14 protein-coding genes are annotated in these 15,253 nt (G+C 60.5%); 4 read left to right on the top strand and 10 right to left on the bottom strand.

Annotated elements, in window-relative coordinates:
• Nucleotides 1–70: 70 nt before the first annotated feature.
• From secF to queA, 5 genes are all read right to left on the bottom strand, one after another.
• Nucleotides 71–1,018, bottom strand: coding sequence for a protein translocase subunit SecF (secF, locus tag OKC29_RS00230; RefSeq protein WP_016350392.1), 948 nt, complete (start codon nucleotides 1,016–1,018; stop codon nucleotides 71–73).
• A gap of 9 nt (nucleotides 1,019–1,027) precedes the next feature.
• Complete coding sequence (secD, locus tag OKC29_RS00225; protein WP_011705625.1) at nucleotides 1,028–2,881, bottom strand: protein translocase subunit SecD; 1,854 nt, start codon at nucleotides 2,879–2,881, stop codon at nucleotides 1,028–1,030.
• A gap of 18 nt (nucleotides 2,882–2,899) precedes the next feature.
• On the bottom strand, nucleotides 2,900–3,235 hold the full coding sequence (yajC, locus tag OKC29_RS00220) for a preprotein translocase subunit YajC (RefSeq protein ID WP_011705624.1): 336 nt from the start codon (nucleotides 3,233–3,235) through the stop codon (nucleotides 2,900–2,902).
• Between the two features lie 50 nt (nucleotides 3,236–3,285).
• Nucleotides 3,286–4,422 carry a tRNA guanosine(34) transglycosylase Tgt gene (tgt, locus tag OKC29_RS00215; protein ID WP_010634306.1) on the bottom strand — a complete coding sequence of 379 codons (1,137 nt, stop codon included), beginning with the start codon at nucleotides 4,420–4,422 and terminating at the stop codon, nucleotides 3,286–3,288.
• A 70-nt stretch (nucleotides 4,423–4,492) separates the two neighbouring features.
• Nucleotides 4,493–5,560 (bottom strand): tRNA preQ1(34) S-adenosylmethionine ribosyltransferase-isomerase QueA, encoded by a 1,068-nt coding sequence (gene queA, locus OKC29_RS00210; RefSeq protein ID WP_016350388.1) that lies wholly within the window; start codon nucleotides 5,558–5,560, stop codon nucleotides 4,493–4,495.
• A 212-nt stretch (nucleotides 5,561–5,772) separates the two neighbouring features.
• Between queA and OKC29_RS00205 the strand changes: the two genes are divergently transcribed.
• The 3 genes from OKC29_RS00205 (at nucleotide 5,773) to ahpF (ending at nucleotide 9,121) form a co-directional block, all read left to right on the top strand.
• Nucleotides 5,773–6,219, top strand: coding sequence for a CBS domain-containing protein (locus tag OKC29_RS00205; protein WP_073349785.1), 447 nt, complete (start codon nucleotides 5,773–5,775; stop codon nucleotides 6,217–6,219).
• Nucleotides 6,220–6,880: 661 nt separating this feature from the next.
• A complete protein-coding gene (ahpC, locus tag OKC29_RS00200; RefSeq protein WP_011705621.1) occupies nucleotides 6,881–7,447 on the top strand; it encodes an alkyl hydroperoxide reductase subunit C in 567 nt (188 codons plus the stop codon).
• Nucleotides 7,448–7,540: 93 nt separating this feature from the next.
• Complete coding sequence (gene ahpF, locus OKC29_RS00195) at nucleotides 7,541–9,121, top strand: alkyl hydroperoxide reductase subunit F (protein WP_073349784.1); 1,581 nt, start codon at nucleotides 7,541–7,543, stop codon at nucleotides 9,119–9,121.
• 66 nt (nucleotides 9,122–9,187) lie between these two features.
• Here the strand turns inward: ahpF and OKC29_RS00190 are convergent, their stop codons facing one another.
• Nucleotides 9,188–10,480: an MFS transporter gene (locus tag OKC29_RS00190; protein ID WP_041216333.1), complete on the bottom strand. Its 1,293-nt coding sequence runs from the start codon at nucleotides 10,478–10,480 to the stop codon at nucleotides 9,188–9,190.
• A 166-nt stretch (nucleotides 10,481–10,646) separates the two neighbouring features.
• Between OKC29_RS00190 and OKC29_RS00185 the strand changes: the two genes are divergently transcribed.
• Nucleotides 10,647–10,892, top strand: coding sequence for a hypothetical protein (locus OKC29_RS00185; protein WP_029301252.1), 246 nt, complete (start codon nucleotides 10,647–10,649; stop codon nucleotides 10,890–10,892).
• A 111-nt stretch (nucleotides 10,893–11,003) separates the two neighbouring features.
• Here the strand turns inward: OKC29_RS00185 and OKC29_RS00180 are convergent, their stop codons facing one another.
• The 4 genes from OKC29_RS00180 to arsA all read right to left on the bottom strand — a co-directional run bounded on the left by OKC29_RS00180 (nucleotide 11,004) and on the right by arsA (nucleotide 15,253).
• On the bottom strand, nucleotides 11,004–11,753 hold the full coding sequence (locus OKC29_RS00180) for a class I SAM-dependent methyltransferase (RefSeq protein ID WP_073349780.1): 750 nt from the start codon (nucleotides 11,751–11,753) through the stop codon (nucleotides 11,004–11,006).
• A 139-nt stretch (nucleotides 11,754–11,892) separates the two neighbouring features.
• A complete protein-coding gene (gene arsC, locus OKC29_RS00175) occupies nucleotides 11,893–12,324 on the bottom strand; it encodes a glutaredoxin-dependent arsenate reductase (protein WP_073349778.1) in 432 nt (143 codons plus the stop codon).
• Nucleotides 12,321–13,397 (bottom strand): ACR3 family arsenite efflux transporter, encoded by a 1,077-nt coding sequence (gene arsB, locus OKC29_RS00170; protein WP_162275660.1) that lies wholly within the window; start codon nucleotides 13,395–13,397, stop codon nucleotides 12,321–12,323. The genes arsC and arsB overlap by 4 nt, the downstream gene beginning before the upstream one ends.
• 56 nt (nucleotides 13,398–13,453) lie before the next feature.
• Nucleotides 13,454–15,253 (bottom strand): arsenical pump-driving ATPase, encoded by a 1,800-nt coding sequence (arsA, locus tag OKC29_RS00165; protein WP_073349777.1) that lies wholly within the window; start codon nucleotides 15,251–15,253, stop codon nucleotides 13,454–13,456.

Raw genomic sequence — 15,253 nt, 5'->3', positions numbered from 1 at the left:
CGTGGGTGAAACCGTCATAATGACTCACCCGGACGATAAGAGAAAGGGCGCCTCGCGGCGCCCTTGTCATTTACGGCAGGATCTCTTGCTGATCCGCCCCCTCTTTTTCCACCTGGGTCGGCAGCATGTGCTCCCGCTTGACCCCGAAGAACATGGCGAACGAGCTCGCCACATAGATGGAGGAGTAGGTACCGAAGGCGACACCGATCACCATGGCCACCGAGAAACCGTGGATCAGCGGACCGCCCTTGAGCAGCAGCGCCAGCACCACCACGAAGGTCAACCCCGAGGTGATGATGGTCCGGCTCAGGGTCTCGGTCATGGAGAGATCCAGGATGTACTCGGTATCCCCCTTGCGCACCTTGCGAAAGTTCTCCCGCAACCGGTCGAACACCACAATAGTGTCGTTCAGGGAGTAACCCACCAGGGTCATCAATGCCGCCAGCACGGTCAGGTCGAACTCGTACTGGAAGTAGGCAAAGACGCCGAGGGTGATCACCACGTCGTGCACCAGGGAGAGAATGCCCCCCATGGCCAGACGCCATTCGAAGCGCACCGCCACGTAGATCAGGATACAGATGATGGAGGCCAGCATGGCCAGCGCACCGTCGGTCGCCAGCTCGTCGCCCACGGAGGGACCGACGAACTCGACGCGCTTGAGCACGGCCGCAGGATCGATCAGCTTGGCCGCCGCCAGCACCTCGTTACCCTGCTGCTCCACCTTGACCCCCTCTTTCGGGGTCAGGCGGAACAGGACGTCACGGCTGGAGCCGAAGTGTTGCAGGGTCGCCCCTTCTATCTTCTGCTCGTCCAGCACCTGGTGCACCTTGTCCAGGCTCACCGACTGCTGGAAACCCACCTCGATGGTGGTACCACCGGTGAAGTCCAGACCCCAGTTCAGGCCCCGATCGAACAGGAAGAACAGGGAGATCACCATCAGCAGGGTAGAGAAGACCACACCCGGCCTAGCATAGCGCATGAAGGGAATGGGCTTTTCAAAATGTAGAATCTGAAACATGTCTCTTCCTTAGATCGGCAGCTTGTCGAGGCGCCGTCCACCCCAGGCCAGGTTGATGATGGCGCGGGAGACCGTGATGGCGGTAAACATGGAAGCACTCAGACCAATCCCCAGCGTCAGGGCGAAGCCCTTGATGGCGCCGGTACCGATACCGAACAGGATCACACAGGTGATGAGCGAGGTGACGTTGGAGTCGGCGATGGTCGAGAATGCCCGATCAAAGCCCAGATGGATGGCCTGCTGCACCCCACGACCATTGCGGATCTCTTCACGAATACGCTCGTAGATCAGCACGTTGGCATCCACCGCCATGCCCAGTGTCAAGACGATACCGGCAATGCCCGGCAGGGTCATGGTGGCCCCCGGGATCATCGACATGATACCGACGATCAGCACCAGGTTCATGGTGAGGGCGATGTTGGCCACCCAGCCGAACGCACGGTAGTAGATCCCCATGAACAGCACGATCACCAGCATGGCCCAGCCGATGGCTTCCATACCGCTGTCGATGTTCTGCTGACCCAGGCTCGGGCCTATGGTGCGCTCTTCCACGATCTGGATCGGGGCGATCAATGCACCGGCACGCAGCAGCAGCGCCAGGTTGTGGGCTTCGTTGGCGTTGTCGATGCCGGTGATGCGGAACTGGCTGCCAAGGCGCGACTGGATGGTGGCGACGTTGATCACCTCCTCCTGCTTGCGGAACTTGCGCTTGCCGTCCGGACCCGGCTGACCGACCGGCTTGTATTCGATGAACACGGTCGCCATGCCCTTACCAACGTTGTCCTTGGTAAAGTTGGCCATCTTGTTGCCACCCTGGCCATCAAGCTTGATGTTGACCTGGGGACGGCTGTATTCGTCGAAACCGGACTGGGCACCCACGATGTGGTCACCGGTCAGGATGATGCGCTTTTGCAGCACCACCGGACGTCCGTTGCGATCGTTGTAGACCTTGGAGCTCGGCGGCACCCGACCATCGGCCGCGGCCTGGATGTCGGCAGTCTCATCGACCATGTGGAATTCCAGGGTCGCGGTCGCGCCCAGGATCTCCTTGGCACGGGCGGTGTCCTGAATACCGGGCAGTTCCACCACGATGCGCTCGGCACCCTGCTGTTGTACCAGCGGCTCGGCCACGCCCAGCTCGTTCACCCGGTTGCGGATGATGGTGATGTTCTGCTCGAGGGCGTACTTCTTCACTTCCTTGATCTTGGCTTCACTCAGACCGGCCAGCAGGACGAACTCGTCCCCCTTCTGCTCGGTGGTGAAGGTGAGATCCGGGTTCTGACGACGCAGGTGAGAGATGGCCTTGGCCTGATCGGCCTCGTCACGGAACAGCACCTGTACCTGATCACCGGCCCGGCGCACGCCGGAATAACGGATCTTCTGGGTACGCAGCTCGGAACGGAAATCCTGCACCATCTGCTCTTGCTGCTTGGTCAGCGCCTCGGCCATGTCCACTTCCATCAGGAAGTGCACACCGCCGCGCAGGTCTAGACCCAGCTTGAGCGGATTGGCGCCGATGGCTTCGAGCCAAGCAGGCGTGGAGGGAGCCAGGTTGAGAGCGGTAATGAAGTTGTCGCCCAGCTTGTTGGCGACGATGTCGCGCGCCTTGAGCTGCTCTTCGGTATTTTTGAAACGAACCAGGATGAAGCCGTGCTCGAACGCCGCATGCTTGACCGGGATCTGAGCCGCATCGAGCGTCTCCTTCACCAGGTCAAGGGTGTCCAGCTTGACTTCGGCCCCCCGGCTGGCAGAGATCTGCAAGGCCGGGTCTTCGCCGTAAAGATTGGGGGCTGCATATAGAAAACCGATGGCGATCACCACGACCACCATCAGGTATTTCCACAGCGGATAGCGATTTAACACGCTGTGCTCCTCGGGAGATTAGAGGGACTGGATAGAACCCTTGGGCAGAACGGCAGAGACGAAGTCACGTTTGATGGTGACCTGGGTCTGATCGTTCAGGGCCAGCACGAGGTATTCGCTGTCGGCGGATACTTTGGCGATCTTGCCGACCAGGCCACCGGAAGTGAGTACTTCGTCACCCTTGGAGAGGGAGCTCATCAGGTTGCGGTGATCTTTGGCGCGCTTGGCCTGGGGGCGATAGATCATGAAGTAGAAGATGAGGCCGAATACAGCCAGCATGATGATCATTTCCATGCCACCACCCTGTGCACCCGGAACTGCGCCTTCTGCATACGCCTTGGAGATAATGCTCATTTAACAACCTCTTATTGATGTAGATTTGAAAACTAGCTTATATATCGTTGTTATTTCACGTCATTTTCAGCTAACGGAGGCACGGGCTTCCCTTGCCGACGGTAAAACTCAGTTACAAAGTCGTCTAATTTACCCTGCTCGATCGCGTCCCGCAAACCCTGCATCACACGCTGGTAATAACGCAGGTTGTGAATGGTGTTCAGACGGGCACCGAGGATCTCGTTGCACTTGTCCAGATGGTACAAATAACTGCGGGTGTAGTTCTTGCAGGTGTAGCAATCGCAGTCGGCATCCAGGGTGCTGGTGTCCTCGCGATACTTGGCGTTGCGGATCTTGACCACCCCGTCGGTGGTGAACAGGTGGCCGTTGCGGGCGTTGCGGGTCGGCATCACGCAGTCGAACATGTCGATGCCGCGGCGCACCCCTTCCACCAGATCTTCCGGCTTGCCCACGCCCATCAGGTAACGCGGTTTGTCGGCCGGGATTTTCGGGCAGACGTGCTCGAGGATGCGATGCATGTCCTCTTTCGGTTCACCCACCGCCAGACCACCGACCGCGTAGCCGTCGAAGCCGATCTCCAAGAGACCGTCCAGCGACACATCCCGCAGATCTTCGTACACGGAACCCTGGATGATGCCGAACAGGGCATTCTTGTTGCCGAGTGCATCGAACTTGTCGCGCGAACGCTTGCCCCAGCGCAGGGACATCTCCATGGACTTGCGGGCCTCTTCGTAAGTGGCCGGGTACGGCGTGCACTCATCGAAGATCATCACGATGTCGGAGCCCAGATCGTACTGGATCTCCATGGATTTCTCGGGGTCGAGGAAGATCTTCTCGCCATTGATGGGGTGACGGAAGTGCACGCCCGCCTCGGTGATCTTGCGGATGTGGCCCAGGCTGAACACCTGGAAACCGCCGGAGTCGGTCAGGATCGGGCCCTGCCAGTTCATGAAGTCATGCAGATCGCCGTGGGCGCGCATCACTTCCTGCCCCGGCCGCAGCCAGAGGTGGAAGGTGTTGCCGAGCAGGATCTGGGCACCGGTCTCACGCACCTCTTCCGGGGTCATCCCCTTGACGGTGCCGTAGGTGCCGACCGGCATGAAGGCCGGGGTCTGCACGGTGCCGCGCTCGAATACCAGCTGGCCGCGACGGGCACGGCCGTCAGTGGTTTTCAGTTCAAATTTCATTGCTACCTCGTTGCGTCAGAGAAACAGTCTGACAGTAGGGGGCCCGAGGGCCCGGTATAAAGGACGTGGCTTATGCCTGCGCCCGGCGACGGGTGACGAACATGGCGTCCCCGTAGCTGAAGAAACGGTACTGCTCGGCCACAGCCGCCTGGTAGGCCGCCATAACGTTGTCGTAGCCGGCAAAGGCGCTGACCAGCATGATCAGGGTCGACTCCGGCAGATGGAAGTTGGTGACCATGGCATCGACCACCTGGAACTGGTAACCGGGGAAGATGAAGATGTCGGTGTCGCTGAAGAACGGCGCCAGCGGCTTGCCCTGAGCCAGGGTCACCTTGGCCGCGCTCTCCAGTGATCGCACCGAGGTGGTTCCCACCGCAATCACCCGGCCACCGCGGGCGCGAGTCGCCGCGATGGCGTCCACCACCTCCTGCGGCACTTCGGCATACTCCGAGTGCATGTGGTGATCTTCAATCTTGTCCACCCGCACCGGCTGGAAGGTGCCCGCCCCGACGTGCAGGGTGACGAACGCCGTTTCTACCCCCTTGGCACGGATCTTCTCGAGCAGCGGCTCGTCGAAGTGCAGGCCGGCAGTCGGCGCCGCCACGGCACCCGGCTTCTGGTTGTAGACGGTCTGGTAGCGCTCCTTGTCGGCATCCTCGTCGGGACGATCGATGTAAGGGGGCAGCGGCATGTGGCCGATGGCTTCCAGGATCTCCAGCACGGGGCGCGGATCGAGGAAGTGGATCTCGAACAGGGCATCGTGACGGGCGCGCATCTCGGCTTCGACTTTCTCGCCGTCGGCCCCGCCATCCAGAATGAGCCGGGTACCGGGCTTGGGCGATTTGGAAGAGCGCACATGGGCCAGCACGCTGTGCTCGTCCAGCATCCGCTCCACCAGCACCTCCAGCTTGCCGCCGCTGGCCTTCTGGCCAAACATGCGCGCCGGAATGACACGGGTGTTGTTGAACACCAGCAGATCGCCGGGGTTGAGCTGGTCCAGCACATCCACAAATTGACCGTGGCGCAGGGCGCCAGTTTGACCATCGAGCTGCAACAGACGACTGGCGGTACGTTCCGTCATGGGATAGCGGGCAATCAGCTCGTCTGGCAGATCAAAATGAAAATCGGATACTTGCATCTTTCACCTCGGGGGGAATCGGCGGCTAGTCTAGTTATCCCCTTCTTCCAAGGCAACCCAAAAGACCAAAAACCCAAGGGAGACAAGGGATAGCGAGCAATTATGTGAAGCAGGGCCAGTTAAAAAACCTTTAAGGTTTTGTATTGACCCTGATCATGTTTTGCCGAGGGGGGCTGGGCTAGGGTGAAAGTAGATACACAAGGAGGCCCACCATGATGACCCTATCCGAGATCATGACTGAACACCCCTTCACCCTGGGTCCGGAAAACAGCGTCAAACAGGCGATGGATCTGATGCAGCAGGAGTGGATCCGCCACATCCCCATCGTTGACGAACAGCATCATCTGCTGGGCCTGGTCACCCTCTCCGACATCCTGGCCACCCGCGAGTCCAAACTGCTGCTGATCAATCCGGAGCGGGAGGCGGAGTTCACCGACAGCGTGCAGCTCGACGAGATCATGACCCGCCAGGTGGCCAGCGTAGATCCCCACGCCGGCATCAAGGAGGCGGCGCTCTACCTGCAACGGCACAGATACGGCTGCCTGCCGGTACTCAAAGGACGCAAGTTGATCGGCATCGTCACCGAGTCGGACTTCATTGCCGTCGCCATCAACCTGCTGGAACTGATGGAGGAGCAGGAGCCGCCTGGCGACTTTTGATCTCAATTTAATGTAATAAAATTACAATAAAAGCGTTTTCAGCGTACTTGATCGGCAATAAAGCTGAAACTCTTTCATTTTGATTGAAAAATTACACCACAACCTTGCTTTGTGATCTGCATCACACTATCATAATCGTCATGCAATAGTTGCCGAGCGGAAGACGAGGGATTGTGCACCCGTCCTCTTCCTCTCATATGTCTGCAAGTTTGCACACCCCGTAGTTAGTCTTTGCTGTAAAGCTTTTGTTTATATAGCCATTCCTTGTTTGATGACCCGGCCTTGTCCTTGCGACGACGCCGGGATTTTTTTATCTGCGCGTTTCCCCTCCCCTCGCCCAGTGCGTACTGGCGCCTGCATATTGCAAGGTGGCAGAAGCACCACCTCTCTGCGGTTGGCAGACTGCCACCCGCCCCCTTGAAAAGCCGAAGCCGCGCACAGATGTTGAATCTCGACAAGGAGTTATCCCGGCATGCCGGCGATATTCATGTTAGGTACAGCAGCCATGGTTTATCTAATAAGTAGATTTAAGTGATTCAAAATTGCGGCTTTGATCGATTAGGAAAAGTCCCTATGATGAATCCATCGAAAGTTAAACGCCTCGTCCGGCACGACTCTTCAAACCCAGACAGGCATATGTACATCACCAAGGAGCAAATACATGTCTACCTACATCAACACTGAAATCAAGCCGTTCAACGCCACCGCCTACCACAATGGCAAATTCGTTCAGGTGTCTGACGCTGACCTGAAAGGCAAGTGGTCCGTGGTGTTCTTCTACCCGGCTGACTTCACCTTCGTCTGCCCGACCGAGCTGGGTGACCTGGCTGACAACTACGCCGAATTCCAGAAGCTGGGCGTCGAGATCTACTCCGTCTCCACCGACACCCACTTCACCCACAAGGCCTGGCACGACACTTCTGACACCATCCAGAAGATCCAGTACCCGATGATCGGCGACCCGACCGGCACCATCACCCGCAACTTCGGCGTGATGATCGAAGAAGCCGGTCTGGCTGACCGCGGTACCTTCGTCATCGACCCGCAAGGCATCATCCAGATCGTTGAAATCAACGCCGGCGGCATCGGCCGTGACGCCCTGGAACTGCTGCGCAAGGTCAAGGCTGCCCAGTACGTTGCCGCTCACCCGGGTGAAGTGTGCCCGGCCAAGTGGAAAGAAGGCGACGCCACCCTGGCCCCGTCCCTGGATCTGGTAGGCAAAATCTAAGCCTCCCCGCTCTGAAGACCGGCCCACTCAAGGGCCGGTCTGCTTTCTGGCCTGACAAAACGCCGACCCGCAATCAAAAGAAGGAATTCGAAGATGTTGGATACCAACCTCAAACAACAGCTGAACACCTATCTGCAGTACATCGTCAATCCCATCGAGATCAGCGTGTCCGGCAACGACAGTGACAAATCCGCCGAACTGCTGGCCTTGGCTGGCGAGATCGCCGAGATGTCCCCCAAGATTGCCATGACCGATGGCACTGCCGCCCGCAAGCCTTCCATGAGCGTCGCACCGAAGGGCCAGGCCCCGCGCGTTCATTTTGCCGGCATCCCCATGGGTCATGAATTTACCTCCCTGGTGCTTGCCCTGCTGCAAAGCGGCGGTCACCCCTCCAAGGCCGATGCGGCCGTGCAGGAGCAGATCCGCAACCTCAAGGGCGAGTTCCACTTCGAGACTTACATTTCGCTCTCCTGCCATAACTGCCCGGACGTGGTGCAGGCCCTCAACCTGATGGCCACCCTGAACCCCGGCATCACCCACACCATGATCGACGGTGCCCTGTTCCAGGACGAGGTCAACGAGCGTCAGATCATGGCGGTACCGAACGTCTACCTGAACGGTCAGCCGTTCAGCCAGGGCCGCATTTCGCTCGAAGAGATCGTCGCCAAGCTCGACACTGGCGCCGCCGAACGCAAAGCTGAAGAGCTGAGCGCAAAAGCCCCTTACGACGTACTGGTCGTCGGTGGTGGCCCGGCTGGCGCAGCCGCCGCCATCTATGCCGCTCGCAAAGGCATTCGCACCGCCATCGTCGCCGAGCGTTTCGGTGGCCAGGTGATGGACACTGTCGGCATCGAGAACTTCATCTCCGTGCCCTACACCGAAGGCCCCAAGCTGGCCGCGAGCCTGGAGCAGCACGTCAAGCAGTACGGCGTGGAAGTGATCACCGAACAGCGCGCCGCCGCCATCAGCAAGGATGGCTACGTCAACGTGGATCTGGCCTCTGGCGCTACCTTGAAGAGCCGCGCCGTGATCCTGGCGACCGGTGCACGCTGGCGCGACCTGAACGTGCCGGGCGAGCTCGAGTACCGCACCAAGGGCGTGGCCTACTGCCCGCACTGTGACGGCCCCTTCTTCAAGGGCAAGCGGGTTGCGGTGATCGGGGGCGGCAACTCCGGCATCGAGGCGGCCATCGACTTGGCAGGCATCGTCGAGCACGTCACCGTAGTGGAGTTTGCCGACACCCTGCGTGCCGACGAGGTATTGCAGAAGAAGGCCCGCTCCATGGGCAACATCGACATCATCATGAGCGCCCGGACCACCGAAGTGATCGGTGATGGCAGCAAAGTGGTGGGCATGGATTACGAAGATCGCACCACCGGTGAGATCAAGCATCTGGCAGTGGCCGGCATCTTCGTCCAGATCGGTCTGGTGCCGAACACCGAGTTCCTCAAGGGGAGCGACGTGGCCCTGACCCGCTTTGGCGAGATCGAGATCGACACCAAGGGCGCCACCTCCCTGCCCGGCGTCTACGCCGCAGGGGACGCCACCACGGTGCCGTTCAAACAGATCATCATCTCCATGGGCGCCGGGGCGACTGCCGCACTGGGAGCGTTTGATTACCTCATTCGCAATCCGGCGCCGGAAGCGACCAAAGCTGACGCCGTCACCGCCTGATAGCGACCAGATGAACAAAAAGCCGACTCACTGAGTCGGCTTTTTTTGTTGCTACGCACCCGCGACTCAGCCGGCCTTCGTCTGCTGGCCCTCATCCGATCCGGGGGTGGCATAGCTGGCGGGTACCGCCTCCCCCGCCAGATCCGTTCTCGGCTCCAGCTCCGCCGTCATGGGGGTATTGGGCGGCACCGGGATGAACACCTGATGATCGGCCAGCGGAATAGGCGCTCGTTGCCGCTTGCGCCAGCCAAGATACCCTGTCAGCAGCAGGCCACAGAGGGCGAAGTAGACGAACAGCCCCTCTGGCCCGAACTGCGCCATGACAAAAGGCGCCAGCAGTGGCCCGGTCATGGCGCCCAGGCTGTAGGCGAGCAGCAACCCCTGATTGGCCCCCAGCACCTGATCCGGGCGCAGCTCGTCGCAGGCGTGGCTGAGGCTCAAGGGGTAGATGGAGAACGCCATGCCGCCCAGCAGGAACACCAGGCCCCCCATCAGCGGCTCGCGCCAGCCGGCGGGCAGCAGCACCATCAACAGGGCCAGCAGCGCCAGCACGGCACCAAGCAGCAGGATCACCAGCCGCCGGTCGTAGCGATCGGAGAGACGGCCGATGGGGTACTGCAGGCACATGCCCCCCAGGATCACCAGCGCCATCATGTCCGCCACCTTGGAGAGCGACGAACCGCTGTCGGTAAAATAGAGCGGCAGCAGGCCGTAGATGGCCCCAAGGATGAGGCCGGAGGTAAAGCTGCTGCCCATCCCCGCCGGGGTGAGCCGCACCAGCTCCAGCACGCCGACCGGCTGGGGCGCCACCATGGCCGGGGTCGCCACCCGGGAAATCGCCAGCGGGATCACCGACAGGGTCGCCGCCATGGCGCACAGGGCGAACGGGGTCAACACCATGGGATCCACCCACTTGAGCAGCAACTGCCCCATGGCCAGGGATCCGTAGAGCAGGATCATGTAGAGGGACATCAGCCGGCCCCGGTTGGCCGGCGTGCTGGAGACCAGCATCCAGGACTCCAGCACCACGAACAGGCCGCCGGTGGCAAAGCCCCCCACCAGCCGCAGCGCCGCCCAGCTCAGCGGCTCCACCACCATGCCGTGCAGCAGAAACAGAAAGCAGAGCAGGGAGGCATAGGCCGCATAAGCCCGGATGTGACCCACCCGGATGATGAGGCGGGCATTGACGAAGGCCCCCAGCACCAGACCGCCGAAGTAGGCGGCCGATACCAGGCCGATGGCCTGGGCCGATACCTGCTCGGCAGACAGGCGCACCGTCAGCAGGGTGTTGAACATGCCGTGGCCCAGAATGAAGATCACCAGACTGGTCAGGGGTGAGAGGAACCTTGCGAGTATCATGGGGTCTCCCTGATTGGCTCAATCGTGAGCAAAACAACCATGGTACCGTCTGCTTCCCGCCCACTTCAACCCGAGCACCCCGCCAGGGCGCGGACCGCGGGCTATGCTTGCTGGGTATCCCATGATGGAGCGTCCCATCATGGTCATCACAGTGGAGACAGCCGACATGAAACCAGCCCTGCTTTTGGCCAGCCTGCTCTTTACCGGCAGCGCCCTCGCCTTTCACTGCCCCGCCGACATGAAGAAGATCGATGATGCCCTCGCCGCCAAACCCGCCCTCAGCGCCGACAAGCTGGCCGAGGTGAAGAAGCTGCGCGCCGAGGGGGAAGTCCTGCACAAGGCGGGCAAGCATCAGGAGTCCGTCGATACCCTGGCCAAGGCAATGGCCATGCTGGGGTTGAACAAGAGTTAGCGCAGGCACCACAGCCCACCGCTGCGAACAGCATCAGCCATGCCCTTGCGGGCCCTCGCCACCGGTGGCAAGGGCCCGCTGTTTATCTGGGCCCCTTGCTATCCCCGACTGCTACACCCGGCCGCTGTAGAGCAGGGTGTCGTAATTGAAGGCAATTACGCCATCGACTGCATGGCGGGCAAATTCCCGGGCGATCAGTGCCGTCAGCTCGGCATGGGCTTGCGAGCCGGCCACCGGGGCATAAGAAGAGGAGTTGAGCCGCCCCAATACTCCGTCAAGATCGAATAGCTGGCGGTTGGCGAAACGATCGAGCCGGTACTCCCCCTCGAAGAAGGCCTGAAAGTCCCCTTCGCCCAGATTGCGGTGATTGACCTCCTCATAATCTCCCGAATAGGTACGCAGGCCCGCCTCATAAGCCTTGAGAAATGGGGTGTCGGTCAGCCGGTCGTTCCAGATGAGGGCAACCCGGCCACCGGGTCTGAGCAGCCGCCGGCACTCCTGCTTGAAGGCGGCGCGATCAAACCAGTGAAACGCCTGCGCCACCGTCACCAGATCCACCGACCCGTCCGCCAGACCGGTGGCTTCGGCACTGCCATCCTGCCACTCGATATTGGTCACTGCCTGCAGCTGCTGCCGGGCCGCCCCGCGCATCTCCGCATTTGGCTCGACCGCCCAGACCCGCGCCACCCGGAGAGCCAGCAGCGCGGTCAGGATACCGGTGCCGGCCCCGATATCGGCCACCCGGGCAGCAGGCCCCATGGCCAACTCGCTGGCCAGAAAATCGAGCATGGCGGCAGGATAACTTGGCCGATATTTCACATAGGCCTCGACCCGGGTCGAGAATCGCTGGGTACTGTCCATTGCCACTCCTTGTGCTGGATCTGTGCGGGATCAGGGCCGAGTCAATCGCCCCGCCCCTCATCCTGCCCCGAACGCAATCGGCAAGGCAATCACCCCGTCATGGCGATCCAACATCATCGCTACTCACCTGAGCGCCGGGTCAGCCGATGCGCCGGCCTTGCGCATCCACCACCTGCTCCCCATCTTCCTTGCTGAAGGCTCCTTGCTGGGGGCTCGGCAGAATATCCAGTACCACTTCTGACGGGCGGCACAGCTTGGTGCCAAGCGGAGTCACCACGATGGGCCGGTTGATCAGGATAGGGTGCGCCAGCATGGCATCGATCAGTTCATCGTCGCTGAACTTGTTCTCGGCCAGTCCCAACGCCTCATAGGGGGGCACGTTCTGGCGCAGCAGGTCGCGTACCGGCATCCCCATGGCGGCAATCAAGGCCAGCAGGGTGTCGCGACCAGGCGGTGTCTCCAGATAGTGGATGACGGTCGGCTCAACGCCTGAGTTGCGGATAAGCGCCAGCGTATTGCGGGAGGTGCCGCAGGCCGGGTTGTGGTAGATGGTGATTTGAGCGTCATTCATGATGGGTTCTCTGGGTTGGTATAAGAGCGCTTCATGCGCAGGGCGACATTGACCAGGGCGATCAGTACGGGAACCTCCACCAGCGGGCCGATCACCCCAGCAAAGGCCTGATCCGAGCCCAGCCCGAACACCGCGATGGCGACGGCGATGGCCAGCTCGAAGTTGTTGCCGGTGGCGGTAAAGGCGATGGAGGCGTTCTTGTCATAGGGGATGCCCAGTTTCTTGCCCACCAAGAAGCTGGTGAAGAACATCAGCACGAAGTAGACCACCAGGGGCACCGCGACCCGCAGCACATCCATGGGCAGTTCGACGATCATCTCGCCCTTGAGGCTGAACATCAGCACGATAGTGAGCAGCAGCGCGATCAGCGTGATGGGGGAAATTGCCGGAATAAAACGCTCGGTGTACCACTTTTCCCCTTTCGCCTTGACCAGATAGTGACGGCTCAGGAAGCCAGCCAGAAAAGGAATGCCCAGATAGATCAGCACGCTTTGCGCGATATCCAGCATGGTGATGTCCACTGCAAAGCCCTGCAGGCCAAACAGTGGCGGCAGGACGGTAATAAACAACCAGGCCATCAGGCTGTAGGTGAGGATCTGGAACGCACTGTTGAGCGCCACCAGACCGGCGCCGTACTCCTTGCTGCCGCCGCCGAGATCGTTCCACACCAGCACCATGGCGATGCAGCGCGCCAGACCGATCAAGATGAGCCCCACCATATAGCCCGGCTGATCGTGCAAAAACACCAGCGCGATGACGAACATCAAGATGGGGCCCACCAGCCAGTTCATCACCAGCGAGAGGGTGATGGCGCGGCGGTCCCGGGTCATGGCCCCCATGGAGCCGTAATTCACCTTGGCCAGCGGCGGGTACATCATCAGGATCAGGCCAATGGCCAGCGGGATATTGGTAGTCCCGACCGACATCACCTCGTTCCACTGGGCAACTTGAGGAAACAGATAGCCAATCCCAACCCCGATGCCCATGGCGACAAAGATCCAGAGGGTCAGATTGCGGTCTAGAAAACGCATTTTTTTGCTGACGGGCAGATCGCAGCAAATACTGGTATTCATCAAAAGACTCCGTATATGAGGTAAATCAGAATTAAAACTAGAGGGGGCTGATGCACTCACCCCGACTTGGGGATGGGGTGACATAAATCTTGCAGCGCTTTCACCCCCACCGGCTCGACAGCCTGCAAGGGCACCACGGCATAACGCTTCGCATGCTCCTCCTTGACCGCGTCGATATGGAGCTGCTGGCGATACGCTCGCTGGGCCAGTAGTGGCGAGGTGACACTGGTCGGAGCCAACATATGATTGACTACCCAGGCCCAGGGCTCGATACCGGCGCGGCGCAAGTCGGCTTGCAAGTTGGTCGCCTCTTGTACCGGGGTAGGCTCGGGCAGGGTGACGATCATCACCTTGGTCTGTTTCGGGTCTTGCAACTGCATCATGGGGGTGGTGAAGTGCAGCCCCTTGCCTCCCATCTGACGGGCAATTTCCCGGTGATAGGCACCGGTCGCATCGAGCAGCAGCAGGGTATGACCAGTGGGGGCGGTATCCATCACCACGAAGCGCTTGCCTGCCTCGCGAATGATCCGCGAGAAGGCCTGAAACACGGCGATCTCTTCGGTGCAGGGGGAACGCAAATCTTCTTCCAGCAGGGCGCGGCCCTGGGCATCCAGACTCGCCCCCTTGGTGGCCAGCGCCTGGGCACGATAACGCTCGGTCTCGGCGTGGGGATCGATACGGCTGACCTCCAGGCTGGGCAGCGCCCCAGCCAGGGTCTCTCCCAGGTGGGCTGCGGGATCGGAGGTAGTCAGGTGAACCGGCAGACCCCGGCTGGCGAGCTCTACCGCCACTGCCGCCGCCAATGTTGTTTTACCCACACCACCCTTGCCCATCAGCATGATGAGCCCGTGACTATCAGTAGCAAGCTCATCGACCAGTTGCTTCAATCCGGGGTGTTGCTGGTTGTATGACTCGGCGGCAGTGCATGCGATCTCATTAACCCCACTGACGGGGCATGCACCGAGTAACTGGCGCAAGCTGTCCACGCCCACCAGATTGGTCGCCAACAGCGGCACGCTGTCTTGTGGCAAACTGGCCAGCAGCGCGGGCATATCAGCCATCGCCTGCTGCTCACGTTGCCATACGGCAGTCGCCAGGGGATCATCAGCCAGCTCGCTCTGCGGGAAGATGCCATTGATGACCAGCTGCTGATTGGCAAGACCGATGGTCGCCAGCTCGTCATGGGTACGCGCCACTTCCCGCAAGGTCGAGGCTTGCGCCCGGGCCACCAGTATAAGCCGGGTTTTTCCTGCATTGGCAAGGGCCGCAACAGCCTCTGCGTATTGGCTGCGCTGTTTTTCCAGCCCGGCCAATGGCCCCAGACAGGAAGCATCGCCCTTGCCCTGCGCCAGAAATTCGCTCCATGCCCCCGGCAGTTGCAACAGACGGATGGTGTGACCGGTCGGCGCCGTGTCGAACACGATATGATCGTACTCCCCCACCAGGCTGCTGTCGGTCAACAGGGCGGTGAATTCGTCAAAGGCGGCGATCTCCGTGGTACAGGCACCGGAAAGCTGTTCTTCAATGCTGCGTACCACGCTCTCAGGCAGCTTGCCGCGCACCGGGCCAACGACACGTTCGCGATAGGCTTGCGCGGCAGCTTGTGGGTCAATCTCCAGTGCTGATAACCCACTGACTGCCGCGATGGCGGTAATGCTGTTGCCTATTTGGGTGTCGAACACTTGCCCGACGTTTGAAGCCGGATCCGTGCTGACCAGCAGTACCCGTTTGCCTCTGTCACACAAGGCAACCGCACTGGCACATGCCAGCGATGTTTTACCCACCCCACCCTTGCCGGTGAAAAAGAGAAAGGGGGGCGCATCATTGAGAAACGAGTAGTTCAGCAACGGGGACAT

It is taken from the genome of Aeromonas sp. QDB34 (assembly GCF_027705405.1).
GTDB lineage: Bacteria > Pseudomonadota > Gammaproteobacteria > Enterobacterales > Aeromonadaceae > Aeromonas > Aeromonas hydrophila.
Note: the sequence above shows the minus strand (reverse complement) of the source record. Positions and strands in the feature narration are given on the sequence as shown.